At 61.2% G+C, this 26,680-nt stretch carries 25 protein-coding genes; 13 read left to right on the top strand and 12 right to left on the bottom strand.

Annotated elements, in window-relative coordinates; translation table 11 throughout:
• Positions 1 to 15: 15 nt before the first annotated feature.
• Positions 16 to 1,689: a GMC family oxidoreductase gene (locus Q7T64_RS03450; protein WP_304791203.1), complete on the bottom strand. Its 1,674-nt coding sequence runs from the start codon at positions 1,687 to 1,689 to the stop codon at positions 16 to 18.
• Between the two features lie 348 nt (positions 1,690 to 2,037).
• Between Q7T64_RS03450 and Q7T64_RS03455 the strand changes: the two genes are divergently transcribed.
• Together Q7T64_RS03455 and Q7T64_RS03460 are read left to right on the top strand one after the other, a co-directional pair.
• Positions 2,038 to 3,189 (top strand): glyceraldehyde 3-phosphate dehydrogenase NAD-binding domain-containing protein, encoded by a 1,152-nt coding sequence (locus tag Q7T64_RS03455; RefSeq protein WP_304791206.1) that lies wholly within the window; start codon positions 2,038 to 2,040, stop codon positions 3,187 to 3,189.
• A gap of 236 nt (positions 3,190 to 3,425) precedes the next feature.
• A complete protein-coding gene (locus Q7T64_RS03460; protein WP_304791209.1) occupies positions 3,426 to 4,397 on the top strand; it encodes a tripartite tricarboxylate transporter substrate binding protein in 972 nt (323 codons plus the stop codon).
• A 134-nt stretch (positions 4,398 to 4,531) separates the two neighbouring features.
• Here the strand turns inward: Q7T64_RS03460 and Q7T64_RS03465 are convergent, their stop codons facing one another.
• The 4 genes from Q7T64_RS03465 to Q7T64_RS03480 all read right to left on the bottom strand — a co-directional run bounded on the left by Q7T64_RS03465 (position 4,532) and on the right by Q7T64_RS03480 (position 8,392).
• The gene (locus Q7T64_RS03465; RefSeq protein ID WP_304791212.1) at positions 4,532 to 5,317 is read right to left on the bottom strand and encodes an ABC transporter permease; all 786 of its coding nucleotides are present in this window, start codon (positions 5,315 to 5,317) and stop codon (positions 4,532 to 4,534) included.
• Between the two features lie 89 nt (positions 5,318 to 5,406).
• Positions 5,407 to 6,453, bottom strand: a complete 1,047-nt coding sequence (locus Q7T64_RS03470) for an ABC transporter substrate-binding protein (RefSeq protein WP_304791215.1) — start codon at positions 6,451 to 6,453, stop codon at positions 5,407 to 5,409.
• Positions 6,454 to 6,692: 239 nt separating this feature from the next.
• A complete protein-coding gene (locus Q7T64_RS03475; RefSeq protein WP_304791218.1) occupies positions 6,693 to 7,505 on the bottom strand; it encodes a thymidylate synthase in 813 nt (270 codons plus the stop codon).
• The gene (locus tag Q7T64_RS03480) at positions 7,505 to 8,392 is read right to left on the bottom strand and encodes an ABC transporter ATP-binding protein (protein WP_304791221.1); all 888 of its coding nucleotides are present in this window, start codon (positions 8,390 to 8,392) and stop codon (positions 7,505 to 7,507) included. Before Q7T64_RS03480 ends, Q7T64_RS03475 begins: the two co-directional genes overlap by 1 nt.
• Positions 8,393 to 8,513: 121 nt before the next feature.
• Between Q7T64_RS03480 and Q7T64_RS03485 the strand changes: the two genes are divergently transcribed.
• A complete protein-coding gene (locus Q7T64_RS03485; RefSeq protein ID WP_304791225.1) occupies positions 8,514 to 9,455 on the top strand; it encodes a LysR family transcriptional regulator in 942 nt (313 codons plus the stop codon).
• Positions 9,456 to 9,472: 17 nt separating this feature from the next.
• Here the strand turns inward: Q7T64_RS03485 and Q7T64_RS03490 are convergent, their stop codons facing one another.
• Genes Q7T64_RS03490 through Q7T64_RS03500 form a run of 3 tightly spaced genes read right to left on the bottom strand, consistent with a single transcriptional unit; the run spans position 9,473 to position 12,946 of the window.
• Positions 9,473 to 11,158: a methylenetetrahydrofolate reductase C-terminal domain-containing protein gene (locus Q7T64_RS03490; protein WP_304791228.1), complete on the bottom strand. Its 1,686-nt coding sequence runs from the start codon at positions 11,156 to 11,158 to the stop codon at positions 9,473 to 9,475.
• A 22-nt stretch (positions 11,159 to 11,180) separates the two neighbouring features.
• Positions 11,181 to 12,047 (bottom strand): 3-methyl-2-oxobutanoate hydroxymethyltransferase, encoded by an 867-nt coding sequence (locus Q7T64_RS03495; protein ID WP_304791230.1) that lies wholly within the window; start codon positions 12,045 to 12,047, stop codon positions 11,181 to 11,183.
• A 41-nt stretch (positions 12,048 to 12,088) separates the two neighbouring features.
• Entirely contained in the window at positions 12,089 to 12,946 is an 858-nt protein-coding gene (locus Q7T64_RS03500) for a 3-methyl-2-oxobutanoate hydroxymethyltransferase (protein WP_304791233.1), read from the bottom strand.
• A 298-nt stretch (positions 12,947 to 13,244) separates the two neighbouring features.
• Between Q7T64_RS03500 and panB the strand changes: the two genes are divergently transcribed.
• From panB to Q7T64_RS03545, 9 genes are all read left to right on the top strand, one after another.
• Positions 13,245 to 14,135: a 3-methyl-2-oxobutanoate hydroxymethyltransferase gene (gene panB, locus Q7T64_RS03505; RefSeq protein WP_304791236.1), complete on the top strand. Its 891-nt coding sequence runs from the start codon at positions 13,245 to 13,247 to the stop codon at positions 14,133 to 14,135.
• A gap of 132 nt (positions 14,136 to 14,267) precedes the next feature.
• On the top strand, positions 14,268 to 14,579 hold the full coding sequence (eutM, locus tag Q7T64_RS03510; protein ID WP_304791239.1) for an ethanolamine utilization microcompartment protein EutM: 312 nt from the start codon (positions 14,268 to 14,270) through the stop codon (positions 14,577 to 14,579).
• A gap of 7 nt (positions 14,580 to 14,586) precedes the next feature.
• The gene (locus tag Q7T64_RS03515) at positions 14,587 to 15,225 is read left to right on the top strand and encodes a hypothetical protein (protein WP_304791242.1); all 639 of its coding nucleotides are present in this window, start codon (positions 14,587 to 14,589) and stop codon (positions 15,223 to 15,225) included.
• A gap of 69 nt (positions 15,226 to 15,294) precedes the next feature.
• Entirely contained in the window at positions 15,295 to 15,588 is a 294-nt protein-coding gene (locus tag Q7T64_RS03520; RefSeq protein WP_304791246.1) for a EutN/CcmL family microcompartment protein, read from the top strand.
• 75 nt (positions 15,589 to 15,663) lie between these two features.
• Positions 15,664 to 17,145 carry an aldehyde dehydrogenase family protein gene (locus Q7T64_RS03525; protein WP_304791250.1) on the top strand — a complete coding sequence of 494 codons (1,482 nt, stop codon included), beginning with the start codon at positions 15,664 to 15,666 and terminating at the stop codon, positions 17,143 to 17,145.
• A 15-nt stretch (positions 17,146 to 17,160) separates the two neighbouring features.
• Positions 17,161 to 17,637 (top strand): hypothetical protein, encoded by a 477-nt coding sequence (locus Q7T64_RS03530; protein ID WP_304791253.1) that lies wholly within the window; start codon positions 17,161 to 17,163, stop codon positions 17,635 to 17,637.
• Positions 17,638 to 17,648: 11 nt separating this feature from the next.
• Positions 17,649 to 18,128, top strand: a complete 480-nt coding sequence (locus Q7T64_RS03535; protein ID WP_304791255.1) for a hypothetical protein — start codon at positions 17,649 to 17,651, stop codon at positions 18,126 to 18,128.
• A 17-nt stretch (positions 18,129 to 18,145) separates the two neighbouring features.
• Positions 18,146 to 18,553 carry a dihydroneopterin aldolase gene (locus tag Q7T64_RS03540; protein WP_304791257.1) on the top strand — a complete coding sequence of 136 codons (408 nt, stop codon included), beginning with the start codon at positions 18,146 to 18,148 and terminating at the stop codon, positions 18,551 to 18,553.
• A gap of 123 nt (positions 18,554 to 18,676) precedes the next feature.
• Positions 18,677 to 19,957 carry an MFS transporter gene (locus Q7T64_RS03545; protein ID WP_304791260.1) on the top strand — a complete coding sequence of 427 codons (1,281 nt, stop codon included), beginning with the start codon at positions 18,677 to 18,679 and terminating at the stop codon, positions 19,955 to 19,957.
• Here Q7T64_RS03545 and Q7T64_RS03550 read toward each other — a convergent pair.
• On the bottom strand, positions 19,905 to 20,861 hold the full coding sequence (locus Q7T64_RS03550) for a LysR substrate-binding domain-containing protein (protein WP_304791263.1): 957 nt from the start codon (positions 20,859 to 20,861) through the stop codon (positions 19,905 to 19,907). The two genes, Q7T64_RS03545 and Q7T64_RS03550, sit on opposite strands and share 53 nt — an antisense overlap.
• Before the next feature lie 331 nt (positions 20,862 to 21,192).
• Here Q7T64_RS03550 and Q7T64_RS03555 point away from each other — a divergent pair, with 331 nt between their 5' ends.
• Complete coding sequence (locus tag Q7T64_RS03555; RefSeq protein WP_304791267.1) at positions 21,193 to 21,876, top strand: RraA family protein; 684 nt, start codon at positions 21,193 to 21,195, stop codon at positions 21,874 to 21,876.
• Between the two features lie 59 nt (positions 21,877 to 21,935).
• Here the strand turns inward: Q7T64_RS03555 and Q7T64_RS03560 are convergent, their stop codons facing one another.
• From Q7T64_RS03560 to Q7T64_RS03570, 3 genes are all read right to left on the bottom strand, one after another.
• The gene (locus Q7T64_RS03560; protein WP_304791269.1) at positions 21,936 to 22,694 is read right to left on the bottom strand and encodes a hypothetical protein; all 759 of its coding nucleotides are present in this window, start codon (positions 22,692 to 22,694) and stop codon (positions 21,936 to 21,938) included.
• A 101-nt stretch (positions 22,695 to 22,795) separates the two neighbouring features.
• A complete protein-coding gene (locus tag Q7T64_RS03565; RefSeq protein ID WP_304791272.1) occupies positions 22,796 to 25,693 on the bottom strand; it encodes a filamentous hemagglutinin N-terminal domain-containing protein in 2,898 nt (965 codons plus the stop codon).
• 74 nt (positions 25,694 to 25,767) lie between these two features.
• Positions 25,768 to 26,680, bottom strand: a 913-nt coding sequence (locus Q7T64_RS03570) for a ShlB/FhaC/HecB family hemolysin secretion/activation protein (RefSeq protein ID WP_304791275.1), incomplete at its 5' end; no start/stop codon positions are given.

Below are 26,680 nucleotides of genomic sequence, written 5' to 3' on the forward strand. Positions count from 1 at the left end.
CGCTGCTGCGCAGTGTCAGGCAGGGATTGGCTGCGCCGACGGTGCCTGGTCGCACCCTGCCGGCTGCCGCTGCGCCAGAGCCGGCGCCGCCAATTTTGCATCCTCGCGGATCATGTCGGCGGCTTTCTCGGCGATCATGATGGTGGTGGCATTGGTATTGCCCGAGATTAGCAAAGGCATGATCGACGCATCCACCACCCGCAGGCCGGTGGTGCCGTATACGCGCAGACGCACATCGACGACATCGTTTTCACCGGGCCCCATCGAACAAGTTCCGACCGGGTGGAAGATGGTCTGCCCGTTGGCGCGCACGAAGTCGAGCAACTGTTCATCGGACTGCACCCCAGAACCGGGCCGGTATTCCTCCGCGACCCATTTGGCCATCGGCGCGGCTCTCATCAGCTGTCGCGTCAGCTTGGCCCCGGCGAGCATGACGTCGCGGTCATGCTGCTCGCTCAGGTAGTTTGCTGTAATCGCCGGCGCTTGCGCCGGATCGCCGGACTTGATGCGCACATGTCCGCGGCTCTTTGGCCTGAGCTGGCACATCGACACGGTAAAGCCGGAAAAATCGTGAGGCTTGCCGGCGGCGACATCCGCACTGACGGTGCCGAAGTGGAACTGTATGTCAGGTGTCGCCGAACTCGGTAATGCGCGCGTGAACATGCCGCACAACTGAATGCCGGCGGCAACCGGGCCGCGCTGGAACAACAGCCAATCCAGGCCCATCTTCATGCGCCCCCAAAGCGTGCGCAGGGCGTCATTGGTCGTCACCGGCTGGGTGCATTTGTAGATCAGTCGGATTTGCAGATGGTCCTGCAGATTTTCGCCAACGCCAGGCGACTGTACCACCTGCGCAATTCCATGTTTGGCCAACAGGCTGCGTTCACCGACGCCCGATAGTTGCAGCAATTGCGGCGATTGCACGGCGCCGGCGCACAGCAAGACTTCGCGCCTGGCCCTGACCGTCACCACCTGTCCACGCTGGCCATACTCGACGCCGACGGCGCGCGTGCCTTCGAACAGGATCCGACTTGCCTGCGCCTCGGTTTCGATCTTCAAATTTTTGCGGCCCCGTGCCTGTCTCAGGTAGGTACTGGCCGTCGAGGTGCGCAATCCGCGGTGCGTGGTGACCTGGAAATAGCCGCTGCCTTCTTGCGTCGCGCCGTTGAAGTCCTGATTGCGCGGAATACCCAGCGTGAGACCGGCATCGATGAACGCCTCGACCAACGGATTTTTGGTGGTAATGCTGGAGATGCGCAGGGGGCCCTTGTCGCCATGCCATGGATCAGCGCCGCGCTGGTTGTTTTCCGATTTGATGAAATAGGGCAGCACATCCTTGTTGCTCCAGCCAGTGTTACCCAGCCTGGCCCAGGCGTCATAATCCTCGGCTTGGCCGCGGATGAAGACCAAGCCATTGATCGAACTCGAACCGCCTAGCACGCGGCCGCGTGGCCAGTACATTTTCCGGCCCTGCATCTGGGCTTCCGGCTCGGTATGGAATTGCCAGTTGTAGACCGGATGGAACATGGTCTTGGCATAACCGATCGGTATGTGGATCCAGAAGTAGCTGTCGGGCGGGCCGGCTTCCAGCAACAACACCGAGAATTTGCCGTCTTCGCTCAGCCGGTTGGCCAGTACGCAACCGGCCGAACCCGCGCCCACGATAACGTAATCATAGCTTGCACTCACGGCATGCTCCTCTGTTGTATTAGTTATTTTCCGCCAGGCTTGCCATGCGACGGCGCCCCGGTGTGTCATTTGTCGCACCGATTATCTGCAAACCGTCGGGGATAAGGAACAGGCAATCCTGATAAAGCAGAATTGCGATTTCAAGATACCGGGAAGTCAGCAAACAAGCCAGCCGCTCAGGGGGCCTGGTCTTGCGCGCAGGAGCCGGTGGTTCGGTCCTGTACCGGGTCACCGGGGCCTCCTGCCCGTCGCCGCTTGAATTTGTAACGCACCCAAGAATCGCCTCGTCACACTTGTCTAAAATGCTACCAAAATTGTTAAAATACTAACTTATTCGGGAGCATGATCATGAAAGTAGGTATCAATGGCATGGGGCGCCTTGGCCAAACGGTACTACGCGCCGCAATGGGTGCTGTGCAGCGAGCTGCAGATGACCCGCGACGTGACAATCGCCTGGATATCGTGCATTTGAACGACTTCAGGGGCAATACGGCGACGCTGGCGCAGCGATTGAAGTCCGACAGCATCCACGGCGCCTGGTCAGCGGATGTCGAGGCGATCGACAACAGCCAACTCCGCATTGGCGATCGCCTGCTGCGCTTCACATCCAATGCGGCGCCGGCTGACATTCCCTGGCATGAGCTTGGCGTGGAGCTGGTGATTGAATGCTCCGGCAAGTTCCTGGCCGCTGGCGCCGTCCAGGGGCACCTGTACCGCGGCGTCAAGCGGGTGATTGTCGCTGCGGGCATCGACGCCTGCGGCGTGGTCAACCTGATGATGGGAATTAACGAGCAATGTTACGACCCGGCGCGGCATGCCGTGGTGGCGGCAGGGTGCAGCGTCACCAATTGTCTGGCGCCGATCATCAAGGTCGTACATGAGGCCATCGGCATACGCCATGGCCAGATCATCACCATTCATGATCCGACCCATGCCAGCCTTGGTATGGCGACGCAGGATGGCGAACACGCTCCGGCCCGCTCTGTTTTATCGAGCCTGCGCGGGGCGACCAACGACAGCGGGGCGGGCCACCTGGCTGCCAGTGGCAACACAGTGGCCGTGCCGGATGCCGACCTGCGCCTGTCCCCGGCAGCGGCCCGGGGACAGGCGCAGGTCGCGAACGACAATGAAACGTCCATCGCGCTGGTCTACCCCGAACTCAGGGGCAAGATCAGCGGCCGTGCGGTGCAGGTGCCCGTGCTGCATGCGGCGCTGACCGATTGCACATTCGAATTGCGGCGTGTCAGCTCGGCCGAGGAGGTCAACGTACTGTTTGCGCAAGCGGCACGCAGCGCGCTGCCAGGCATACTCGACTACCAACCGGGTTCGCGGCCCGGTGGCGAATACGCGCGCGATACCCGCAGTTGCATCATCGACGGGCCTGCGACCCTGGTGACGGATGGCACGCTGCTCAAGGTCTTCGCCTGGCACGGCAATGAAATGGGCTACGCCTGTCGCCTGGTGGACCTGGCCACTCATATGCGCGGCGTCGGCATCTGAGTCGCTGCATCGTGCGAGCTGATAATGCACTGGACACCATGCAGCTTGTTCTGTAATTTGTTCACCACCGTCCGGGCCGCATCCGCAACAATTTGCGGACCTGCTGGCCGATGCGCCGCAGCACAGAATCTGAAGAATACGAGCTTGTTCGTGTAGTCGAATCCCCCGGCAAGTCCTTTTGCCGGGTGCATGGTTTTCCCTTTTGATTCATTTCTGATTCATTTAAGGAGATTCCCTTGATTTCGTTCTTCAAGCTGCTGCGTTACGCAATTCTGGGCACCCTGGCAAGTGCTCCTGTCGCCCAGGCCCAAACTGATTATCCCAACCGGCCGGTCCGGGTGCTGGTCGGCTTCCCGGCCGGTGGTGCTGTCGATGGCGCTGCCCGCATCATGGCCGCAGAACTGCAAAAGGCCTATGGACAGTCCTTCGTCGTCGACAACCGTCCCGGTGTCGGCGGCATGCTCGCCGCCCAGGAAGCCGCGCGCGGCGCACCGGATGGCTACACCCTGCTGGTCGGCTCGGCCGGCCCGCTTACTGTGAGCCCCAGCATCTTCAAATCGCGCGGATTCGATCCGCGCGTGTCGCTCGATCCGATCATCTGGTTCGTCAATACGCCCGGCATCCTGGTGGTGCGAAAGGACCTGAAGGCGAACAACATCAAGGAGCTGGTCGCACTGTCCAAGACCACCACGCTCAACATGGCGTCGGCGGGCAGCGGCAGCGTACTGCACCTGATGGGGGAGTTTTTCCAGGAGCGGGTGGGCGTGAAATGGACCCACATTCCGTACAAGGGAAGCCCGCCGGCATTGCAGGACATGCTGGGCGGTCGGGTCGACGTCATGCTCGACGTCGTGCCGACCACGGCGGCGCTGGTCAAGTCCGGCCAGTTGCGCGCGCTTGCCATCACCACCAAGAACCGGTCGAGCCAGTTGCCGGACGTGCCGACCGTTGCCGAAGAAGGGTATGACGGCGTTGACATGGGTTCCTGGATGGCGCTGCTGGCACCCAAGGGAACGCCGCAGCCGATCATCCAGCGCATGAACCAGATCCTCAATGACTCCATCAAGAATCCCGAGATCAGGGCGCGCGTGGCAGCCGGTGGCGGCGAGCTCGTTGGCGGCACGCCGCAGGACCTGACTGACCGGATCAATACGGAACTGCCAAGGTGGGCGGCGGTGATCGAGCGCAACAAGCTGGCCCAGGATTGATGGTCGGGGCGCGATGGTGTCGTCGTTCTCTGGTCGGGACTACGACGTCATTAACGGGTTCACCATGTGTACGGATTACCATGTGATCGTACTACTGGGGCCGCCCCGGGTCTGATCCGGGGTGGCGAGCACGCCTAGCGTCCCTTCCAGTGCACCACCGCCGTCTCCATTGCAGACAAGCTCCAGTTCAATATCAGTCCAATCAAACCAATCAAGCCGATGCCGATGAAAACGACCGGGATCTGGAATAACTGTGCCGCGTCGGAAATCATGAAGCCCAGGCCTTTTTGTGCGCCGACCAGTTCGGCTGCTACCACCACGGCCCAGCTAAGCGCCATCGCCACCTTCAGTCCGGTGAAGATTTGCGGCAGTGCGGCGGGCATGACGATCTTGTAGAACTGCTGCCACGACGATAGTCCCAGCGACTTTGCCGCCCTGATATAAGCGATCGGCACATGGCTGGCGCCGGCATGCGCATTGACATGCGCGTAGTTGAACGCCGTGAAGAAAATCAGGACGACTTTGCCGACTTCGCCCAGGCCGAAATACAGCACTGCCATTGGAATGAAGGCAATCGGCGGGATTGGCCGGACAAATGCCATGATCGGCGATACCGAGGCATCGACGACGCGGTTATAGCCGCTGATTAGGCCTGTCGGTATACCCAGCAGCACACCGAGCAGGAAGCCGGTGAGTGCGCGGAACAGGCTGATGCCGATATGGGCCTGGATCGACGACCTTTGGTAGCCATTAACGATCAGGTCCCCCGCCACGTTGAACAGCGATTGGGGTGAGGGCAGGTAAGTCGGACTGACCATGCCCATGTTGGTTACCAGCGTCCAGATCACCAGCAGCATCACCACTGCGGAGATTGAAATCCAGATCTTGGGCACGTCGGACAGACCCTTGTTGTTCGTCATCGCGAGTTTCTCTTTGCTGTTGAATCAACCAAATGGCGCCTGCTTGCGCAGACGCCATGCTTTGTTGCCGTTGCCTGTCGTTGCCGCTACTACTTCGTCGCGCTCTTGGCGTCGACGTACTTGCGCAGGTAACTGGAATCGATCGCTTTATGGATATCGGCGAACGACAGCGGTGCGGGAATGGTGCCGCCTTCGTGCAACATCTGTGAAGCAGTATGCAGTTGCTGGGCTAGGCCGCCTTCTTTGGAGGTTAGCGAGAACCGGCTGTTCGGATCGAGCTGTTGCTCGAAGGTCGGCAGCTTGTCGCAGCAGTGACGCTCATAGAACTGCTTGGCCACGGGCTCGCTGAGCTTCATGTACTTTTGTAGCGCATCGATGGCCAGCTTCGGGTTTTTCCGGACCATCTCCATGGTCTCGGCCTGTACCTGCAGCAATCGGATCGCTGCATCCGGATTTTTTTCCAGATAGGCCGGACGAAACGCGTTCAAGCTCGGGCATACACTGCCGTAGTCAGCATCCCAGCTGACGACTTTCACGCCGGCTGGCTGCACCATGGTCCAGGGCGCCCAGCCAACGGCGGCGTCGATCGAACCGCCAGTAAAGGCGTTAGCAAACAATGGTGGCGCCAGGTTGATGACGTTAAGCTTGGCATAATCCACGCCGGCTGCTTTGGCGATCAGGCGCAGCGACACTTGCGAGCAGGTACCGTTGGCAGCAGCAATGGCCTTCGCCTTGATGATGTCCTTGTAGTCGCGTATGCCGCTCTTGGACGTGACCATCAAGCCTTCGCCCTGGGCATTGTCAAGCTCCCACGACACGACCTTCAGCGGAATGTTCTGGCCAATGGCAAACACGATCGCCAGGCCGGTGACGACCTGGTCGATGCTGCCGCTCTTCAATGCCGCCAGCAACGGCGCGCCACTGGTGAACCAGTGAAAGGATGGATCCAGCCCATGCTTCTGGTAAATGCCCAGGTCATTTGCCAGGTAGGTGTTCCAGTAGCCGGCACTGGGACCGCCAATATTTATCTTGATCAGGTCTTTTTTGGCGGCGGACTGTGCCGTCGCCGTTTGTGCTGCGCCAGCGCTGATCAACAGCGCGCTCATTGCAACGGCCAGTACTTTTTGAAAACCCATGTCATCCTCCAATTTGCGTATTCACTCACGCCGGGCGGTGTCCATTTTCCGGATCTGTCGCCCGCCATCCTTCGGTGTTGCTTGCACCCGTTTGCGCCTGATTTCTTCTTGAGATCGATGCATGTCCGAGCCTTCACCAGTACTCCAAAGACTAGTGGCATCACAGCCGACATGCCAATGCATAATTCGCGGCGCATCCATGCAGTGGCTGCAATCGTCACACCAGCTTCCGGATCGCCTCAGACTGCGACAGGGGCCTTGATGCCGGGGTGCGGGTCGTAATCGACCAGGGTGAAATCTTCATACTGGAAAGCGAACAGGTCGTCGACGTCCCGATTGAGCATCATGGTCGGGAACGGGCGCGGCTGTCGCTGTAACTGCTCCTTGACTTGATCGACATGATTTAAATAGATATGCGCGTCGCCCAAGGCATGGATGAACTCGCCCGGCATCAATCCGCTGACTTGCGCCAGCATCAGCGTGAACAAGGCATAGCAAGCGATATTGAATGGCACCCCTAGGAACATGTCGCCGCTACGCTGGTAGAGCTGGCACGACAAGCGGCCATGCGCGACATAGAACTGGAACAATGCATGGCAGGGCGGCAGCGCCATGCCAGCGATTTCCGCTGGGTTCCAAGCAACCACGATATGGCGCCGTGAATCCGGATCCTTGCGCAACGACTCCACCAGGCCGGCAATCTGGTCGATTTCCCGTCCGTCCGGGCCAACCCATCGGCGCCATTGCTTGCCATAGACCGGACCAAGCTCGCCGTCGGGGGCAGCCCATTCGTCCCAAATGCTCACGCCCCGCTCTTGCAGCCACTTGACGTTGGTATCGCCGCGCAAAAACCAGAGCAGTTCAACGATGATCGACTTCAGGTGCAGCTTCTTGGTGGTCAGCAGCGGAAAGGCCGACGTCAGAGGAAAGCGCATCTGCATGCCGAACGTGGACAAGGTGCCGGTGCCGGTGCGATCCATTTTGCGTGCGCCGTTATGCAGTACGTGTGCCAATTGATCCAGGTATTGTTGCTCGGCAGGATTAGGGCTCATCAGTGATCCGCAGTTTTGGCAGTGGCCTTGTTCAGGCTGACTTGTCCGGGGCCGCCCAGCTCCCCGACCTCGGCGCGCAGCGCGGTGAGCAGCTGCTTTTGCAGTTCGACGAAGCGCGGACTACTGATAAAGTCCTGCGTGCGCGGCTTTTTCTCGTCAATCTCGACTGACAACTTGACCCGGCCGGGGCGACGGCTCATCAGCAGCACGCGGTCAGAAACGAACACAGCCTCAGCGACATCATGCGTAATGAAAATGATGGTGGGTTTGTATTCTTGCCATAGCTGCAGCACCAGCTCCTGCATCATCAGCCGGGTCTGCGAATCGAGTGCACCGAAAGGCTCGTCCATCAGCAGCACCTCGGGTCCGGAAATCAGCGCGCGCGCGATCTGCACGCGCTGTTGCATGCCACCTGACAACTGGTAAGGGTAGTGATTCTCGAAGCCGGTCAGCCGCACTGCTGCAATTAATTGTTCAGCGCGGCGCAGGTATTCATCTCGTGGCATGCCGCGGCTTTTTACGCCAAGTACGATATTTTCCAGACAGCTCAACCATGGAAACAATGCAGCCTGCTGGAACACGACCGCCCGCTCCGGGCCGGGACCGGTGACCGGCTTGCCGTCCAGCAGCACCGCCCCGGTACTGGGGAATTCAAACCCGGCGATCATGTTCATCGCAGTGGATTTGCCGCAGCCGGTGGGGCCAAGGATGCTGACGATTTCTGCGGCCTTGATGGTGACATCGAACGACTCCACCGCCACCATGCTCGCAGCCTTGCTGCCATAGGTCTTTGAAACGCCCGAAAATACGACTTTATCTGCGCTCTGGCCCGACAACGGCACTGCACGCATCGGTACCACGCCGCTATGGCTACTAATTGCACTCATCTGCGCTCCTCCAATTCTTTATAGGTTTTTGCTTGCTCAATCGGTGTCTCCCGATTTATTGAACTACGCGAGCAGAATTTGATTCATTATGTCCGAAGGGGACAAAAAAACTACAGAAAAAATGGCAAATATCAGAAGGCTTCGCCACGTCGTTGCACTTGGCAAATTCGGTTCTTTCGCGCTCGCCGCGGACTCCGTACATCTCAGCCAACCGGCATTCAGTCGCAGCATCCAGTCGATTGAAGACGAATACGGCGTGCCGCTCTTCGTGCGCGGCAGCCGCAAGGTCCAGCCAACGCCGTATGGAAAAATTGTCATCGCGCGCGCTGAGAAGATCCTGCAGGAAGTCAATGGCTTGAAGCGCGACGTCGACTTGATGAAAGCGCACGAATTCGGCGAAGTATTGGTTGGCATGGGGCCGATCCCGGCAGCCGTATTGCTGATCCCGGTCATCTCGCGCCTGGCAAAACAACATCCGCAAATCCATACCAAGGTCGAGATCACGCACTCGCGCAACCTGCTCAAACTACTCAATGCCGAAGCACTCGATTTCTTCATCGCCGACATCCGTGAACTTAATGCCGGCGACCGCCTCGATATTGTGCCCTTGCCCAAACTGGGCCTGAGCTGTTTCTGCCGGGTCGACCATCCCCTGTTGTCGCAACCGGTGGTAACGGCCCATGACTTGCTGAAATTTCCGCTGGCGTCGTTCCGCTTCCCTGACCAATCGATCGTCGAGCTCATCACATCGCTGGGATATACCGGCGATCCGCGTTTGCTGTGGACTGTGGAATGCGACAACTTGCTGGTGCTGGCGCATATCGCCTCCACCAGTGATGTCATCACCCTCGGTCCCGAGCAAGCTTTGCGTGCGCAGAAAAAAGACAAGAGCCTGGTCGAGTTGACGCTGGACCAGCCACTTGGCGTGCGCACCCACTTTGGCATCGTCACATTGCGCGACCGCATGCAGTCTCCAGCGGCCGAATTGTTCCTGCAATATGCCGTCGAACAACTGGAATCCGGCATGAGCCCGCTGAATAAGGGCAGTGCGCGCAAGGCTTGAGCGGGCGGCATCCTGCGTTACCCGGAATTGCGCATGCGCTGCACCGCGCGAATCGATGGGTCGACATTTGCGTGGGCCACGCCAACGTCTTCAATTGCCTTCGCCAACGGGGGCGTGCTTGTCGCGCCCGTCGTTACCGGTGTCGTTGCGCTGGTACTTGCGCTTTTCTTTGCGGCCGTCGTCTTTACCCGCCGCACCAGCGGCACGGCACCACTGAATTCGTTGATCCATGATGACGTGTTGCGCGTGCCTTGGACCGCCGGCACCAGTACTTCTTCCAGCTCAGCCAGCTTGCCGAGTGCTTTGGCGATGCGGTACTTGCCGTTGTGGATGCATTCGCGATCCTTGAACTCGCAGACGTTGTCATCGGTGCCACTGCACGGTCCGTTGGCCAGGCCTTTCGGGCAGGTTTCGGGGCACTTGTACATCAGGTATTCAATCCGGCAAAAGCCACAACTCTCGCATCCCAGCAGCGGCGCCTTGATGCTGTGCTCCAGCTTGAGCGTGATGGCATGCCCGAGCTTGCTGGTGCCCATGACGCGCATCAGGGGCTTCATGACTGCAGCGCCGGTCGAACCCTTCTTGAATGCCAGGTCGTGCACGGTAGACATCTTCCTGTACTGCCGCATCTCCTCTTCACCCGGCTGTGCATCGCCGATCCGGGGGAGCGCATCCAGGCTGCCGGGCGAAGGGCGCGTCGTGCCGAACAGATAGATTCCGCCCGGGGGTGAAAAAATCACTTCGCGGCCGTCCTGCAAACGGTGTGCGTCGCGCCATGCGTCGTTCCAGTCGAGCCGGCTGCGGACGGTTTTTTCGAGGTCGTCGACCAGTTCGATTACTTGGCAAAGCGTCTCATATTCGTCCACGCCACTTAGTTGCACGCCGGCGTATCCCATCAGTTTCACGCCGATTACCTGCAGTGCCAGGCGGTGGAAATAATGCTGTTGCGCCAGTGGCTTGCCCAGCGCATGTTCCTCGCTGATCTTATTAAACAAATCATCGCTCATGTGCACGCCAGGCAGGCGACGCCCATGTATGCCGCGCGCCCAACCCATGGAAGGCAGCAACAGGTTCGCGACCAAGGGTATGGTGAATCCCCGCGCATTGCAATACCAGGCCAGTTCCTCGAACTTACGCATGTCCCAGCCGCAGTTGGTGATCAGGTAACTGGCGCCGGCGTTGATTTTCTTGGCCATTTTCAGGTACTGGTTGGCCAACTCCTCTTCCCGATATTTGAATGGCGACACTGCAGCCGCAATCAGCGCGCCGGGTTCCATATGTCGCACATCTGACACCGCCACCACTGAATCGTGATACCGGATGCGGTCGGGTCGGGCCTCATCCGGCAAGCGGTCGCCGCTCACCAACAGCATGTTGGTCAAACCCGCATCCAGCGCGCGGCGGTACACCGCATTGGCCTGGGCCGGGTCGCGGCCTTTGCCGGCCAGGTGCAGCAAGGGAATCTTCCCGCTGGCTTCAAGCACGATGCGGCCGCATTCCACGGTGTCCACGCAATCGCGGCCCTTTACCCGGTCGCCGATATTGATGCCGCGAATGCGCGGGTCGCGACCAACAAGTTCCGCATTGCGCACCAGCGCCAGCAGCGCGCTCGGGCCTTCGCTCTGCAGGGCAGGAACGTGCTCCAGCGTATAGAGGAACTCTCCGATCTCCAGCGCTTGCCGGATTCCGTTTTGATGAGACATAGACTTGTCCGCCAGGTTGCTGTTAATGGGCTTCGACCAGTTGCAGGAAGCGTGTGTGCTCCGCCTCGGCCATGTGTTGCGTGAACTCAGGTCCCGGGTATTGGCGCGACAGCACCTGTTCTTTATAGGTGCGCAAACCGTCGGCAATCACGGGCCGGATATCGACGAAGACCTTGGCATGCGGTGGACGCGGAAACGCGCTGTAGCCAATCGCATCCCCGGTGCCGATATAGATGCCATCCGGCGACGGTCCGGCGCTCACGCTGATGATCGGGACCGGCAGCGTGCTGGCGAGGAAGTGTGTGATCTCCACTGGCACGTATTCGAGGATGATGGCAAATGCGCCAGCGTCAACGAATGCGCGCGTGTCGTCCACGATCCTCGCTGCTTCCACGGCGGTCCTTCCCTTGGTGCCGTAACCGCTTTGCTCCAGTTTGCGCGAGGCCTGCATACCCATGTGTCCGACCACGGGAATGCCGGCCGCAACAATGGCAGCGACATGTTTTGCCGTATGCCGGTTGCCTTCGCACTTGACGGCGTCGGCGCCGCCTTCGCTGATCAGTCGCCCTGCGTTGCGCACCGCATCCGCGGTGCTGTAGTGGTAAGTCATGTACGGCATGTGAGCAATGATCATGCCGTACTTCGCTACGCGGCTAACCGCCTGGGTGAGGATCAACTGTTCGTCAAAACACACCGTCATCGGCGTGGCATGACCGAGCAGCGACATCGGCCCGGCGTTGCCGTTGATCAGGAAGTCGAATCCGATTTCGTCGGCAATGGCAGCCAGCGGCGAGTCATAGGCGGCGATGCAGACCACCGGCTCGCCGCGCTGCTTCTTGGCGAGGATGTCACGGACCGTCGTCTTGCGGCGCTTGGGTATTGGTGTCATGTCATCCCCTCCATGTCTGGTCGTTGACATTGCAGCCGGGTCTAGCGGACTAGGGTCAAGAACTTTTCGTGCTCCACTTCCGTCATGTGTTGGGTGAAGTGCTCGTTCGGGTAGCTGCGGTCGAGCACCTGCTTCTTGTAATCGGACAGACCTTGCTGGATCAGCGGACGAACATCCACGAACGAGGCTTCATTTTTCGGGCGCGGGAAGGCGCTGTAGCCGACGGCGTCACCGCTGATCAGGTAGATGCCGTCCGGTGACGGCCCTGCACCGACGCTGATGACCGGCACCGGCAGCGTGCGCGCCAGGTATTCGGTGATCTCGACCGGTACATATTCCAAAATCATGGCAAAGATGCCGGCGTCGACGAAGGCGCGTGCATCTTCCACGATTTTCGCGGCCTCGTCTGCGCTGCGACCTTTGAAGCCAAAGCCGCTTTGTTCCAGCTTGCGCGACGCCTGCATGCCCATATGTCCCATCACAGGCACACCTGCGCGCACGATTTCAGCAACGTTGACTGCAGTGTGTTTGTTGCCTTCGCACTTAACAGCATCGGCGCCGCCTTCGCTGATGAACCGCGCCGCATTGCGAATCGCTTCTTCTGCCGTGCCGTTATAGGTCATGTAAGGCATATGGCCGATCACCATGCCGTACTTGGCAACCCGGCTTACGGCCTGGGTCAGGATGAGCTGCTCTTCATAACGCACCGTCAGCGGCGTCGGGTGTCCCAATAGCGACATGGGTCCGGCATTGCCGTTGATCAGCAGGTCGAATCCGATTTCGTCGGCGATCGCTGCCATCGGTGAATCATAGACGCCAATGGCGACAATCATTTCCTTGTTTTGCTTCTTTTGCAGTAACTGCTTGATCGTGACTTTCTTGCGTTTGGTTTCGCTCATTTTGTTTTCTCCAACAGTGAGTGCGTATTCGGACTTACAACCCGAAGTGCAGACTAGCACCGGGCTTTCGCAAGCTCCAATGCAATGTATTGAGTGTTTCCATGCAGTGCGCGCAAAGAGCGCGGCGATGTGGCTTGCAATGCGCTTCTTGCATTGACTTGCCCAGCAGATTGCATTGGCCGTGGCGCAATGCCGCTGCTACTCTGGCCTTCGAAAAGTGCACACAGGCAGACTCTGATGCAAGTAAGCGATCCGGCAGCAGAAGACACCGATATCAAACGAACAGGAAGTATTTCGAATGGCCGACAACAGCGTGAACAGCAGGAAGCCCGTTACACCGAATGCGATCCGCAGCCGCAAGAACGGATCGGCGCCGGTGACGATGGTGTCTGCCTATGACTATCCGTTCGCGCGCTTTGCAGACGAAGCGGGCATCGACATAATTTTTGTCAGTGACGCGCTGGCCAGTGTCGGCCTGGGCCGCTCCGGCACGCAGTCCGTGACGGTGGACGAAATGGTCTATCACACCAAGGCCGTGCGTGCCGGCGCAGGCAACAGTATGGTGCTGGCGTCACTGCCCCACCTGTCTTACACCACGCCACGCGAGGCGATTGCCAACGCCAGTCGGTTGATTAAGGAGGGTGGCGCCTGTGCGGTGGAAATAGAAGGTTGCGCGGACCTGGCGCCGACCGTACATGCGCTCACCGACGCCGGTATTGCCGTAATGGCGCACGTCGGGCTGACCAAGAAGATTGCGGGTCGTACAGGCAGCTATCGCACTCAGGGGCTGGACGCCGATTCGGCGCTGACCGTGATTGAAGATGCGCTGGCGCTGTCAGAAGCCGGCCCGTTCGCATTGCTGCTCGAATGTGTTCCCGACCGGATTGCGGCCGTGGTCACGCAGTTGGTGCCGCAGCCGACGATCGGCATTGGCGCGGGCCCATGGTGTGATGGCCAGGGCCTGGTTTCGCAAGACATGCTTGGCCTGTTTGACAAATTCTTGCCGCGCTTCGTGCAGCAATTCGCCCAGCTCGGCCTTGCAGCGACGGATGCCTTCATGGCTTTCAAGGACCACGTAGCGCAACGACAATTTCCCGGCACGGCGCACACCACGGCGGTGGCAGATGAGGTGCTGTTGGAAATGTTGCAGAGACTGCGGCACCGGGACGTCAACGTTTCAAACGGATAGGCGAAGGCAGCAAGCGCCAACTAAAAGTGTCAGGCAACACCAGCAGCACCAGCAACGCCGCAACACCGCAGTAACGCAGCACGGGAGATCCGCGCTCTTAATCAAAGCACTCAAACCAAGATGGAGTAGAAAATGGCAAATGACGGACACATTGCATTGGGCCTGGTAGAAACCAGGGGCCTGGTCGGATCGATCGAAGCTGCAGACGCCATGGTCAAGGCGGCCAACGTCGTATTGATCGGTAAAGAGCAGATCGGCGGCGGCTACGTCACGATCATGGTGCGCGGCGACGTTGGTGCAGTAAAGGCCGCAACCGATGCCGGTGCAGCAGCAGCCCAGCGCGTCGGCGAACTGGTCTCCGTGCACGTAATCCCGCGTCCGCATGGCGACCTCGATTTCATCCTGCCATCGCGTCCGGCAGAAACCACCGGCCGCGGCAAGTGAGTGTGCCATGAGTAACCCTGGCGCATCGAATATCCAGCTTCGGGCCTTCTTCTATATCGACCGGATGCAGCCCCAGTACGCTGCCTATTTCGGCACCACCACCAGCGGTGACATTCCGGTGGCCGGCATGGCGCAGTTGTATGTCGAGCTTGCCCCCGGCAATGAAGTGTTCCGTATTGTCGACATGGCGTTGAAGGCAACCGATGTGCGTCCTGGCGTGCAAATCGTGGAGCGTGAATTCGGCATGCTCGAAGTCCACTCCGAATCGCAGGAGTCGGTGCGGGAAGCCGGTCGCGTCATCCTTGAGCGACTCGGCATGAAGGAGGAGGACCGGATCCGGCCGAAAGTCGCATCGGTGCAGTTGATCACCAATGTCTCGCCCTACCAGGCGCAACTGATCAACCGCTCGCGGCGCGGCCACATGCTGGTGCCGGGTGAGGCGCTGTACGTGCTGGAAGTCACGCCCGCGGCCTATATCGACCTGGCAGCCAACGAAGCAGAAAAATCGGCCGATGTGCGGCTGATCCGCCTGCAGGACGTGGGCCGTTTCGGCAGGCTTTTCATGGCCGGAACCGAGTCGGATGTACGGGCAGCGCAACTGGCCTCCATCGATGCGATTGAAAGCCTTAACGGTGTCGACAAATAGCGTGCAACAACCAAGCGAGCAGTGCACCAGGCAAGGCCTGGCCAATAGCGCAGGCGAAAGGATTTTCCAATGCTGATATGCCGAATCGTCGGGACGGTAGTTTCCACCGTCAAGCAAGACAGCCTGCGCGGCAGCACGCTGCTGCTGGTGCAACGCGCTGACGCCAGCGGCGCGCAGTCGGGCGAGCCGTTCATCGCAGCCGACACCGTGGGCGCGGGAGAAGGGGAGCTTGTGATGGTGGCGACGGGCAGCGCCGCCCGCCAGGTCGCCAAGACGCGCGAGGCGCCGGTGGACGCGGCCATCATCGGCATCATCGATTCCGTCGCGCAATCCGGTGGCGCTATTTTCAGGAAGACCGGCTAGTGCGCATGGAGGCCGGTAACTGTTGCCTTGAATCCACCGTTACAAAACCTTGTTTGCCAATGAGAGGGACGTGTCGTGTCACAAGACCAGTTCGATAAAGACTTGAGGTCCATGCAGGATGCCCGCCGCCTGGTGGAGCGCTCGCGCATTGCTCAGCGGGAGTTCGCCAGCGCAAGCGCGGCGAAGGTGGATGCCGTCTGCGAGGCGATGGCAGAGGCAGCCTACCAGGCTGCTGCCAGCCTGGCCGTGATGGCGCATGAAGAAACCGGCTACGGCAATGCCGAACACAAGACGATCAAGAACCAGCACGCCTCGCGCGGGGTCTGGGAATCGATCCGCGAGATGCCTACGGTGGGCATCATCGAACGCGACGCGACACGCAAGATGGTCACTATGGCCGAGCCGGTTGGCGTGATTGCCGCATTGACTCCGACCACCAATCCGACCTCGACCGCCATTTACAAGGCAATGATTGCAGTCAAGGGGCGCAACAGCATCGTGATATCGCCGCATCCGTCGGCGGCCAAATGCACCGCTGAAGCCGTGCGCATCATCAGCGCCGCGGCGGAATGCGCCGGTGCGCCGGCCGGGCTGGTGTCATGCATGGAAGAAGTGTCGCTGGCCGGCACACAGGAATTGATCCGTCATTACGGCGTCAACCTGATTTTGGCCACCGGTGGCGGACCGATGGTGCGCGCTGCGCACAGCGTGGGCAAGCCGGCCTACGGCGTGGGGCCGGGCAATGTGCCGGCATGGGTCGATCGCTCGGCAGACCTGCGCAAGGCGGCGCAAGATTTGGTGGCCAGTAAATCGTTCGACTGCAGCCTGATCTGTGCAACGGAACAGTCCGTCGTCGCTGACGCCCAGATCGCGCCTGAGTTGCGCCGCTTGATGGAAGCAGAAGGTGCGCATTGGCTCAACGAACAGGAAGTGGCCCGCATGGGCGCGCTGTTGTTCCATCCCGATGGCGCCATGAATACAGCTTGGGTTGGCAAGAGCGCACGCGTGCTTGCGCAGGCCATCGATATGCGAGTCGCAGACACGACCAAAGTTTTGGTTGCGCCATTGGCCGGCATTGGCCGTGTCCATGCGCTGTCGCGCGAAAAGCTCACCACGGTGCTTGGATTTATTACTGCATCGACACCGGCCGAGGGGCTGGCATTGTGCCAGGCCATCCTGAAATTCGGCGGTGACGGCCACACTGCAGTGCTGCACAGCCGCAATGAAGAACAGGTCGAGAACATGGCGGCGCTGTTGCCGGCGTTTCGTATCGTCGTCAACTCCATGTCCACCTTGGGCAGTGTCGGGCGCACCTGCGGATTTTCGCCATCATTTACTCTTGGCACCGGCGGCATTGGCGGGGCCATCAGCGGCGACAACATTACCGCGACACACCTGATCAACCGCAAGCGCGTGGGTTGGGAAATTTCGCCTTGGTTGCCGGCCGTGCAAACCACACCGAATGCCGATGCCGAGTCCGCGCCGGACATCGACGACGTCGTCAGCCAGGTGCTGGCGCGGCTGCGGCAAAGCGGCGACAAGGCCTTTGCGCGATAAAGGAAACAACACACCATGGCGTATTTTCGACCCTCGGCCGACAAGGCTCGCACCGGCAAGCGCTTCCTCACCGTGCGTAACCTGGAAGACATGGCCGCGTCCGGCGTGCTGCAGGTCATCCACACGCCCGACCTGGTGATTACCGATGCGGCGCGCGAAGCAGCAAGCAGCCTGAATATCACGATCATCCACGAGCGCGACCAGAAGCGCGCCAGTGCCGCAGCGCTAGCCACTACGCCCGCACCGGCAAACCTGCCGGTGCACCGCGTGGCGGGACAGACCAGCGCAGCATCGACTTCGGTGTTGGCGTCTGCGCCAGCTCCGGCACCGGCCCGCCCGGCCATGCAGGGTGCTTCATCGGTCGTGCCCATGCCGTTAAAAAGTGCGCCTGCTGCCAGCAGCAACACCCAGCCGCTGGTACAGGAACTGGTGCGCGCGGTGCAGGCAACCTGGCAGCCGAGCAAACCCCGTCAGCGCCAGTTGCTGACTTGACCAGGAAAGCCATGACCATTCATTTTCAACGCCCGGCACGCAGCTTGCCTGCGCGCAAGGTGATTACCCGCTCCGACATCGACGAATTGCATGCGCGCGGCGACACGGTCTTGTGCCTGGCCGAGCGCAGCACCATTACAGATGAAGCGCGCGAACGCGCCCAGCAACTGCACATCAATGTGTCAACTGCTGCGCAAAGAAACGCCGCTGCCGTCGTGGTCAGGGCGGCCGCTTTGCCTGCATCGTCTGGTCCACCTGAATCGACAGCACCGCCTGTCAATGCCGCGGCGGCGGTGAGCGCCCCGGTCTCGGTAGGTTCGGGCAGCACCACTTATACTGCGCCAAACCGTAGTTCGGTCAGCCCGGAATTGATCGATGCGATCGTTGCTGTTCTGGCAAGCATGAAGGCGACGCCGACCGAAGAGGTCGTCAGGCGGGTTGCCGCGCAAGTCCTGGCGGCGCTGCATGGCAAGGGCAGTCGCTCGCACTGAAACAGCAAGGAGAGAACATGGAATGCATCCTGATACAAGATTTGCGGATACCGGTGTATATCGGCATTTACGCATCTGAACAGGGCCGGACCCAGACCGTATCGCTGGATCTCGAAATCGGCTTGCGGGACAATCAAATGTTCCAGTCAGATGACATTGACGACACGATCGACTATGCCGACGTCGTGCTGGCAGTGACTGCAATGGGCATCGAACGCCACTACAACCTGGTCGAGCATTTTGCCGATTGGGTGGCGGCTCTGATCACCGGCCGGTTCCGTGCACCGTGGGTGCGCATTCGCGTTGGCAAGGTCGACGTGATACCGAACGCGCGCTTTGTCGGCGTTTCCATCGAACGCTTTCCAGCCAATCGGCAAGAGGCGGAACGGCATCTGAAACCGATGCCGGCCGCTATGGATTCCTGATCGCATGGCGCAGCAGCCCGTACTAGCAAGCCGAGGACCGGCTGCGCTGGCGGGGCTGCTGCGCATCGAGGCAGCGCCCACGCCACCGCTCCCTGCGCCATGGATACGCAGGGAGCGCGCAACATGAGCCGCGCCACTTTGGCATCGTCCGCGCCACCCTCACCGACAATCGAGACCGCCTATAGCTGGTGGGTCGCTGCCGTCACGGTGTTGATTTCTTCGATCAGTTTTGGTGCGGTGACGTCCTCATCAATTCTGCTGCTGCCCATTGCGCGTAGCCTGGAAGTGGGCGTTGGTAGCTTGTCGCTGGTGCATGCCAGCGCCATGGCCGGGGCCGGCATTGGTAGCCTGGTGTTGGGGCGGCTGCTGGATCGATATGGTTTTTTTGGCATCGCGCTGATCGGTTCGTGCGCCACAGCGGCCGGGCTGTTGTTCGCCTCGGTCACCACCAGCTTGCCACTGCTGTGCCTGTCGTTCGGGATACTGGTTGGCGGCATTGGCCAGGGCACGTTTTTCAGTCCGCTGACGGCCAACCTCGCCCATTGGTTTGATCGTCATCGCGCCCTGGCTATTGCATTGGGGACCAGCGGCCAGGCGGTGGGGGGCTTGCTGCTGTCGCCGTTATTGCGACTGAGCGCGGAACAGTTTGGCTGGCGCACGGTGTTTGCCTGGTATGCGCTGTTGGGCGGCGCAAGCTTGTTGGCTGGTGCCCTCGTGTTCCGCCGCAAACCACCGGTGCCGATCCAAATCGGCAGCGCAGCAATGCCGGCTGCGGCAACCGTAGCGCCATCGACGCTCGCCGCTGGCATGCCACTGCGGCGGTTCTTGATGCTGGCCGGCTGCTTCACCCTTTCCAACGCCGCCTCGTTCATTGCCATTGCGCACCTCACCGCGTTTGGCGAGGAGCAGGGCTTTGACATCCTGATCGTCGCTTCGCTGTTGCCAGCCATGCTTGGCGTTGTGTTGGTGTCGCGGCTGTCGTTCGGCTTCCTGGCGGCGCGTTTCGGCGTCTGGCGGGTGCTGGTGGCCATGTCCGCCATTCACGTTGCGGGCTCGCTCTGGCTGGCGTTTTCGACCAGTTATCACCATGCGGTGATTGCGGCCGTATTGCTCGGCCTGGGTTTTGGCGGCTATGTTCCCGGGTATGCGCTGCTAGTGCGGGAATCATACCCGGCCAACCAATCCGGTCGGCGCATCGGGCAGATATATTTTTTCAGCTTCCTGTCGGCCGGCAGCGGCAGCATGCTCGGTGGCTGGCTGCATGACGTCACCGGCAACTATGCGATGAGTTTTGCCTTTGCCGGCGCTGCGTCGGCCGCAGGATTGCTACTGCTATTGTTGTGTTGGCAACTTACCCGGTCAGCACCGCCGTCGTGCGCATCTCGTCCTGCACCCATTCCCTGAATGCCTGGATCGCAGGTTCATGCGTGCGCTCGTTGAGCGAGAGCAGGTAATATTCGCCGGCGCTGCGCACCTTGCAGGCCGACGCCGCCCGCAAGCCGGCAACGGCTGAACTCGCCAGCAGCAGGTCGGGCACGATCGCCACGCCCTCGCCTTCGCGGCAGGCTTCCAGCGACATGAAGAAATGACCGTACTCCAGCTTGCGCGCCGATTTGAGCGGCGGCAGCTTGTAGGCGCGCATCCAGTCGGGCCAGGCATTGGGCCGGCTTGCGGTGTGGATCAGCGGCAGCTCGCGCAGCAGCGCCGGTTCGGTCCACACGCGTTCGTCGGTCACCAGCGAAGGCAGCATTACCGGCACCAGCGTATCGGGCGCCAGCTCGTCGGCCAGCACGCCGCGCCAGTCCACCACCATCGACAAGTCCACGCGCGGCACCAGCGGGTCGTAGCGCCGGCCGGGCAGGGCGCCCACGCGGATGGCGACGTCGGCGTCGCGCGCATGCAGGTTGACTGGCCCGATCGTGCTGATGATGCGGGTTTCGATATCAGGATGGCGCTGGCTGAAGCGCGCCAGGCGCGGCATCAGCCAGAACGACCCCACCGATGGCAGCACGCTGATGGTAAGTACGGCCCGGTTCTGGCCGCTGCGGATGCGCAACGTCGCCTGCTCGATCTGGTTCAGCGCGGAGCGCACCTCGGCGAGGTAGGCTTTTCCCTCGTCGGTCAGCTGGACTTGTCGGGTGAGGCGCGTGAACAGCGGCACTTGCAGTTCGTCCTCCAGCGCCCGGATCTGGCGGCTGACTGCGCCCTGCGTGATATTGAGTTCAACCGCGGCGCCGGAGAAGCTTTGCAGTCTTCCGGCGACGTCAAAGACGCGCAATGCGGTGAGTGACGGCAGTGAACGACTCATGCGGGTTGATTGGATGCGTTAAAGGAAGGGACTGGACGTGTAAATCAGGCGATCAACTGGAGGGCGTGGCGCAGCGGCGGGAGCCAGAACACTTTACTATATTTCATGTATGGCGGTCGAATAAATCGCTTGTCGCGCGCAGGCCCAAAACCTATAGTCGGCGCTCCGCAGGCCATTGACGATGCCCGCTTGCCAGGACTGGTGCGGGCGCCGCATCCTCGCCCATGACGACCGGAAACACACCATTGCCCCGCCCGATGCAAGCCACGCCGGGCGACCACCGCAGTCAATGACCATTGCCATTTGAGCACCAACCAGGACATCACCCGACATGACTACCGCTACTCCCCCCTCCCGCGATGAAATCCGCGAGCGCTATCTCGCCGTCGATACGGCCAACGTTGCCGACGTGCTCGATACCCTGGGCTACCTGAACCAGGGGCTGGCCAGTGAATTCGTGCCGTATCCGCAAACCGCTGGCCGCCTGGCCGGTTGGGCGTACACCATACGCGGCCAGATGTCGCCCTATCCGATGGGTGGCGATGCCGACAAGATGAAAGCCTGCCAGGGCCTGTCGCCCGGCGAGGTCAGTGTCTGGAGCGGCGACGGCGAAGGCATCTGCTATTTCGGCGAGCTGATCGCCATCGGCATGAAAGAGCGCGGCTGTACCGGATCCCTGATCGACGGCGGCATCCGCGACATCCGCTGGATCGGTGAACAGGATTTCCCGGTCTATGCACGCTACCGCACCCCGGTACAGTCAATCGGCCGCTGGAAAGTGACGGGCAGCCAGATACCGGTTTTCATGCGCGGCGCGACCACGACTTATGTGCTGGTCAATCCGGGCGATTTCATCCTCGGTGACGAGGACGGCGTGATCGTGATCCCGCAAGCGCTGGCTGAACAGGTTCTGGTAGAGGCAGAACGCCTGACCGTGATCGAACGTCAGATCCGCGTTGAATTGCAGAACGGCTTGACGCTGGCGCAGGCGCTCGAAAAATTCGGTCACGTCTGAAGCAAGGCCTTGCCGGAACGCGTGCTGACGGGTTCGCCGGATTCCGGGCCGGCCTGCGCTCAGCGCGCAAATGAGCGAGCGCCGGCGCTCGGCGGATAATACTTGGCAAAAGTCGCCGCCAGCGAACGGGTCTCAGGCAGGATATAGACGATCCCGTTGGTGCCCTTGAATGCCGGATTGACGACATCCGTATAAAAATTCACCGGCACATTGATGCAACCATAGGATATGCGGTTGTCTTGCGGTGACGGTGTGGCCAGTCGCTGCGCGCGTTGCTCGCGCGCGGTGCCCTTGACGACGCGATGCAGCGACAGCGCTGTGTCATAGTCGATCCACAGGATTTCGACCCCGTGCAGGTTGCGGTCGAGCGCCGCCACGAAGCGGCCCGCCTGCGTGGTGCGTTCTTCAGGACGTATGGTGGAGAGCGGGCGATTGCCAATGCCGGGCGTGGCATCGTCGCCCTTGGCCATGCCCAGCAAGGCAGCGGCAGTGCCACGCAAGCGGCCATCGCCGGCAAACACGAAAACCTTTGCATGCGCCTTGTCGATGACAATGAACGGCAAGCCCTGGTGGTCGTTGGAGTCAAGCACCCAATCAGCCATATTCCGGACTTCGGTTGATGCGCCGGCGGCGTCCGACCAGACCTCGGCATTGACGACCTGCAGCCCGGACGTGGGTGGTAATTCGGCGGCCATGGCCGGCAGGCCGATCCCGGCCGCCAGCAGCGCCGCGCACAGCAGCAAGCCGCGACCAACGCGGTTTGCCAGCGATGTCAGCGCCACCATCATCGACACGTCAAATAATTCGGCTCTGCTCATCAAATGGAATGGGTTGGATCATGCTTTAGGCTTTCAAGGCCGGATCTGTTTGCTGCAACGGGCCGCCGGGAGTTCCCAGCGCGGCCCTTGCAAACGTTCGCTTAATTGCGATCCTGTTTCGGCACACGGCGTAAAGGCGCGACGACTTCAGGTTGTGCTGCTGGCGCCGGAACAAAAATCGGGGCCGGGATCGGTGTCGGAACCGGAGCCGGCTCTGCCAGGCGCACCGGCGCCGGTGGCGTCAGCTGTGCCAGTTGTGACCTCGGTACGTTGAGCCCGCCATCCGACGTGTCAAACAAGGCCGAACGTCCGGATCCCGTGTCGGAGTCGCCCGGGCTGGTCGTGCTCGGGCTGGTGGTGCCCGGCAGGGTCTCGGTCGGCAGGTCCGGCGGCGTTGCATCCGGCGGTGTCGAGCCCGGTGGCGTTGATCCCGGCGGCGTTCCGCCCACCACCGGCGTCACCGACAGCGTGCCGTTGACATAGTTGATGGCGTAATTGGACGACGCGAAGGTGCCGCCGGTGGCGTTGCTCGGCGTGATCGGGTAGGTCGGTCCGGGCGGTGCAGTAGCCACCGTGCCAGGACTGGTCTCGGTCACGCCGCCCACTGTCTCGCCATTGACCAGGCCAGTGGAGGTGAATGCCGTTGCGGCAAACGTCGCCACTGTGCCGAATACCTTGGTGGCGTTGTTGGCGGTAATGGTCAGCGGCGCCTGGGTGATATTGCCGGTGGTGGTGCCGTCCCCGACCACGCCGCCCACAGGCGCGAACAATGCAAACCGGGCCATATCAGCGCCGGCCAGCGTATAGCCGGTGTAGTTGATCGGCTTGCCATTGCCCACGTCCTTGGTGTTGAAAGTCGCCGTGCCGCCGTTGAGCGTGACGTCGCCGCCCGAAGTCGGATTGCCGCGGAAGGCGAGCGTTGCGGCGGTCAGTCCGTCGTAGACCTTGTTATTGCCTTGCGCAAAGACCCATGCCTTGGCGTCGAGCGCGCCGACCACTTTTGCTGTGTAGCCGGCGATCTCGACGGCAGTCCCTGCATAGGTGGCCGGGTTGAAGCGGATCACGGTGGTCGGTGCGCTGACAGAGCCGGCGCCGAGAAAGCTCACCGTGCCGGCGGCAGCGCCGGGGCCGGTGCCGTCATTGTCTGCCCGCAAGGTCACTACGCCGGTGTCGGCCGTAATGGCGTTATTGATCACGACGTCAGTGCCGGCGCGCAGATTGATGCTGCCGCCGGCGTTGGCGGTCACGGTCGCAACGTTGAGGGTGCGTCCCGCCGTCATGTCGACCAGGGTATTCAATTCACTGGCGGTGACGGTGCCCAGCAACAAGATATCCTGGACCGCATTGATCCGGACGATCGAGCCGTTACCGCTGGCCGTGATCGCCTGCAAGGCTGCCAGCTTCACATCATTGCCGGCGTTGATCACGATGCTGGAACCGGCGGTGCTGCCGGTCAGGGTGGCGTTGAGCAAAACGTCGTGTCCGGCGTCCAGCGTCAGTCTTTGCGCCGAGGTCCAGGTGATGTCGTTTGCAATGGTAATGTCATTGGTGGCGTCGATCAGGCGATTTGCCAATGCCAGGCTGAGCGTGACGTTGGCCGGCGTTTCATCGCCGCCCAGGGTGGCGACAGTCCAGTTGACCGGATCGAGCAACCACTGGCCGGTTTTGCCGTTGGGCGCGCGCGCGTCCACGGTGGAACCCGCGCCGATCACGACGTGTGGCGCCGAGGTTTCAACGAAGCCGCCATCACCCGAAATTGCGCCGCCGCGAACAGACAGGCGCGCTGCCGTGGCGGTGGTGCCGTCGGACCAGACGGCGATGCGTCCGCCGTTACCGGCGCCGGTGGCGTCGGCAGTCACCAGCGTAGCGCTGTCGAGCGTGGTGCTCTGCGAATTCTGCTGCGGACCGGCGCCGAGGAAGTTACCGCCGATGAGGATCGTGCCGCCGCCGGCATCGCCAGAAGCATCTACGGTAGCGCCTGCCAGCGTGATCGACTGACCGAGGATCTCGATCTTGCCGCCGGTCTGGCCAGCGCCGGCGCCGGACGCATCCAGCGTTCCGCTAACCAGCACCGTGCCGCCTTGCTGGTCGCCCTCAAGCCGGATGTGGCCATTGCGATTGGACAGCGTCGTCGCTTCGACAACGCCCGTATTGTTGACAGCGCTGGTGAGCAAACCGGCCGCTGCGCGCGCCGTCATCACCACTTCGCCGCCATTGGCGCGCAACATGCCGCCGTTACTGACCAGCGCATTGACTGCGCCTTCGTTGACGGTGACATTCAACAGTCCGTCGCCGGCCAGGTCCAGCGTCATGGCATTGCCGGCCGCCAGCACCACAGTGCCGAGGTTGGCCTGGATCAGGCCGGTGTTGCTGACATTGGCGCCCAGCAGCGCGACATGGCCGCCATCGGCGGCGGTGATGCTGCCCTGGTTCAGGATCGACGCCGTGCTGGCGCCGGAAAATATATGTTTGCCGGCCATCAGGTTGCTGTCCGTGATGTCCAGCGTGGAAGCGACCAGCCCGCCGACGTTGACCGATGCGCCCTGGCCGAACAGGATGCCGTTCGGATTGACCAGGAAAACGCGGCCGTTGGCCGACAGGTTGCCCAGGATGCTGGACGGATTGGCGTCGAGCACGCGGTTAAGCGCGACCGAACTGGCTGAGGGCTGCACGAACTGCACCGACTGGCCCTGGCTGATATTGAAAGTCTGCCAGTTGATGACCGTGTTGGCGCTGGTCTGGGTAATGGTGGTGCTGCCAGTGGTGCTGGCAATCGTTGCGCTGCCTGCGGCAACAACGCCGCCAACCGGCAATGCATAGACTTGCGCACCGAACGCCAGCAACACCGAGCCTGCCAGCGCTTTCAGCGCGAAGGCGAGGTGATTGGCCGGTGCGGCAGAAGCGGGCGATGTTTTCTTGCCGGCGCTCCTGGCGTTTTCCGACACGGCGATGAAGTTGCCGGATTTTGCGTTCCAGATCGAACGGTAAATGTGGTTCATGTGTTGCTCCTGAGGGAATGCCTGAATTTTTTAGGCGGGCTTGGAGAAGCCCGGGGTGTGCGCTGGTGCCGGGATCAGAAGAACTTGATCGCCTGGATCCAGAACCGACCCGACTTGTCCGGTGCGGAGATCGCGGTCTCGTTGCCCAGCTTGCGGGCGTAAAAAGCCTTCACGATCAGGTTGTTGTTGCCAGCCCAGTTGACGCCAACGCCCGCGCCGGAGAGCGTCCTGGTGTTGTCGCCCGTGGTCCATGGGCTCTTGTTGGTGGAGACCATGCCGGCATCGACGAAGGCGATCAGGTCCAGTTGACCGGGCAGCTTTTGCGCTGCCGTCGTCACGCGCTTGCGCAACTCCAGGTTCAACAGGTAACCCTCGTCGGCATAGGCTTCGCCGGTCGGATAGGCGCGCACGCCGTACATGCCGCCCAGACCCATTTTTTCGGACGAGTCCAGGTTTTTCGAGGCCAGCTGGCCGCTCAGGGCGACATGCAGCGACACCGTCGGCACCAGCGCCTGGGCGCGCGTGACGCCAAAGCTCAGCTTGTTGTAATGGCCATTGCTCTGCGCGCTGGCCGCATCCATTGCCGCCACGCCCGGTGTGATGATGTCGAGGTTGCCGGCCGCCAGCGTGACCGAGTAACCGGTTTGGCCGCCACCGAAGAAGCGGTCGCGGTGGTCGCCATACAGGCTGGCCATCAGTACACGGGCTTTCTTGTCGGTCACCGAGAAAGTTGAATCGACCTTGTCCTGATAGGTGCGGTCGTCAAACGCGAGCTGCGCATACAGATTGGTATTGCGTGAGCGAATCAGCGGATAAGTGCCGAACACGCTGGCAATTTTTGCCGTGCCATGCGCTTGCAGGCCGGCGAATTCTTCGCCGAGCTTGTAGCCGAGATGGCTGTAGGCCACGCCGGCCCGGCCTTTGCCCACCTGTAGCTGATAGGAGGCGCGCGCATACTGCAGCCCTTCGCCGGAAGTCAGCACGCGC

It is taken from the genome of Lacisediminimonas sp. (genome assembly GCF_030645335.1).
GTDB lineage: Bacteria > Pseudomonadota > Gammaproteobacteria > Burkholderiales > Burkholderiaceae_D > Lacisediminimonas.

Coding starts and splice junctions, on each gene's coding strand:
- Q7T64_RS03495 (WP_304791230.1), bottom strand. CDS start 12,047: ATGACACCAATACCCAAGCGCCGCAAGACGACGGTCCGTGACATCCTC.
- Q7T64_RS03470 (WP_304791215.1), bottom strand. CDS start 6,453: ATGGGTTTTCAAAAAGTACTGGCCGTTGCAATGAGCGCGCTGTTGATC.
- Q7T64_RS03515 (WP_304791242.1), top strand. CDS start 14,587: ATGAGTAACCCTGGCGCATCGAATATCCAGCTTCGGGCCTTCTTCTAT.
- Q7T64_RS03530 (WP_304791253.1), top strand. CDS start 17,161: ATGGCGTATTTTCGACCCTCGGCCGACAAGGCTCGCACCGGCAAGCGC.
- Q7T64_RS03545 (WP_304791260.1), top strand. CDS start 18,677: ATGAGCCGCGCCACTTTGGCATCGTCCGCGCCACCCTCACCGACAATC.
- Q7T64_RS03480 (WP_304791221.1), bottom strand. CDS start 8,392: ATGAGTGCAATTAGTAGCCATAGCGGCGTGGTACCGATGCGTGCAGTG.
- Q7T64_RS03490 (WP_304791228.1), bottom strand. CDS start 11,158: ATGTCTCATCAAAACGGAATCCGGCAAGCGCTGGAGATCGGAGAGTTC.
- eutM (WP_304791239.1), top strand. CDS start 14,268: ATGGCAAATGACGGACACATTGCATTGGGCCTGGTAGAAACCAGGGGC.
- Q7T64_RS03475 (WP_304791218.1), bottom strand. CDS start 7,505: ATGAGCCCTAATCCTGCCGAGCAACAATACCTGGATCAATTGGCACAC.
- Q7T64_RS03465 (WP_304791212.1), bottom strand. CDS start 5,317: ATGACGAACAACAAGGGTCTGTCCGACGTGCCCAAGATCTGGATTTCA.
- Q7T64_RS03565 (WP_304791272.1), bottom strand. CDS start 25,693: ATGAACCACATTTACCGTTCGATCTGGAACGCAAAATCCGGCAACTTC.
- Q7T64_RS03485 (WP_304791225.1), top strand. CDS start 8,514: ATGGCAAATATCAGAAGGCTTCGCCACGTCGTTGCACTTGGCAAATTC.
- Q7T64_RS03455 (WP_304791206.1), top strand. CDS start 2,038: ATGAAAGTAGGTATCAATGGCATGGGGCGCCTTGGCCAAACGGTACTA.
- Q7T64_RS03500 (WP_304791233.1), bottom strand. CDS start 12,946: ATGAGCGAAACCAAACGCAAGAAAGTCACGATCAAGCAGTTACTGCAA.
- Q7T64_RS03550 (WP_304791263.1), bottom strand. CDS start 20,861: ATGAGTCGTTCACTGCCGTCACTCACCGCATTGCGCGTCTTTGACGTC.
- Q7T64_RS03520 (WP_304791246.1), top strand. CDS start 15,295: ATGCTGATATGCCGAATCGTCGGGACGGTAGTTTCCACCGTCAAGCAA.
- Q7T64_RS03555 (WP_304791267.1), top strand. CDS start 21,193: ATGACTACCGCTACTCCCCCCTCCCGCGATGAAATCCGCGAGCGCTAT.
- Q7T64_RS03540 (WP_304791257.1), top strand. CDS start 18,146: ATGGAATGCATCCTGATACAAGATTTGCGGATACCGGTGTATATCGGC.
- Q7T64_RS03535 (WP_304791255.1), top strand. CDS start 17,649: ATGACCATTCATTTTCAACGCCCGGCACGCAGCTTGCCTGCGCGCAAG.
- panB (WP_304791236.1), top strand. CDS start 13,245: ATGGCCGACAACAGCGTGAACAGCAGGAAGCCCGTTACACCGAATGCG.
- Q7T64_RS03560 (WP_304791269.1), bottom strand. CDS start 22,694: ATGAGCAGAGCCGAATTATTTGACGTGTCGATGATGGTGGCGCTGACA.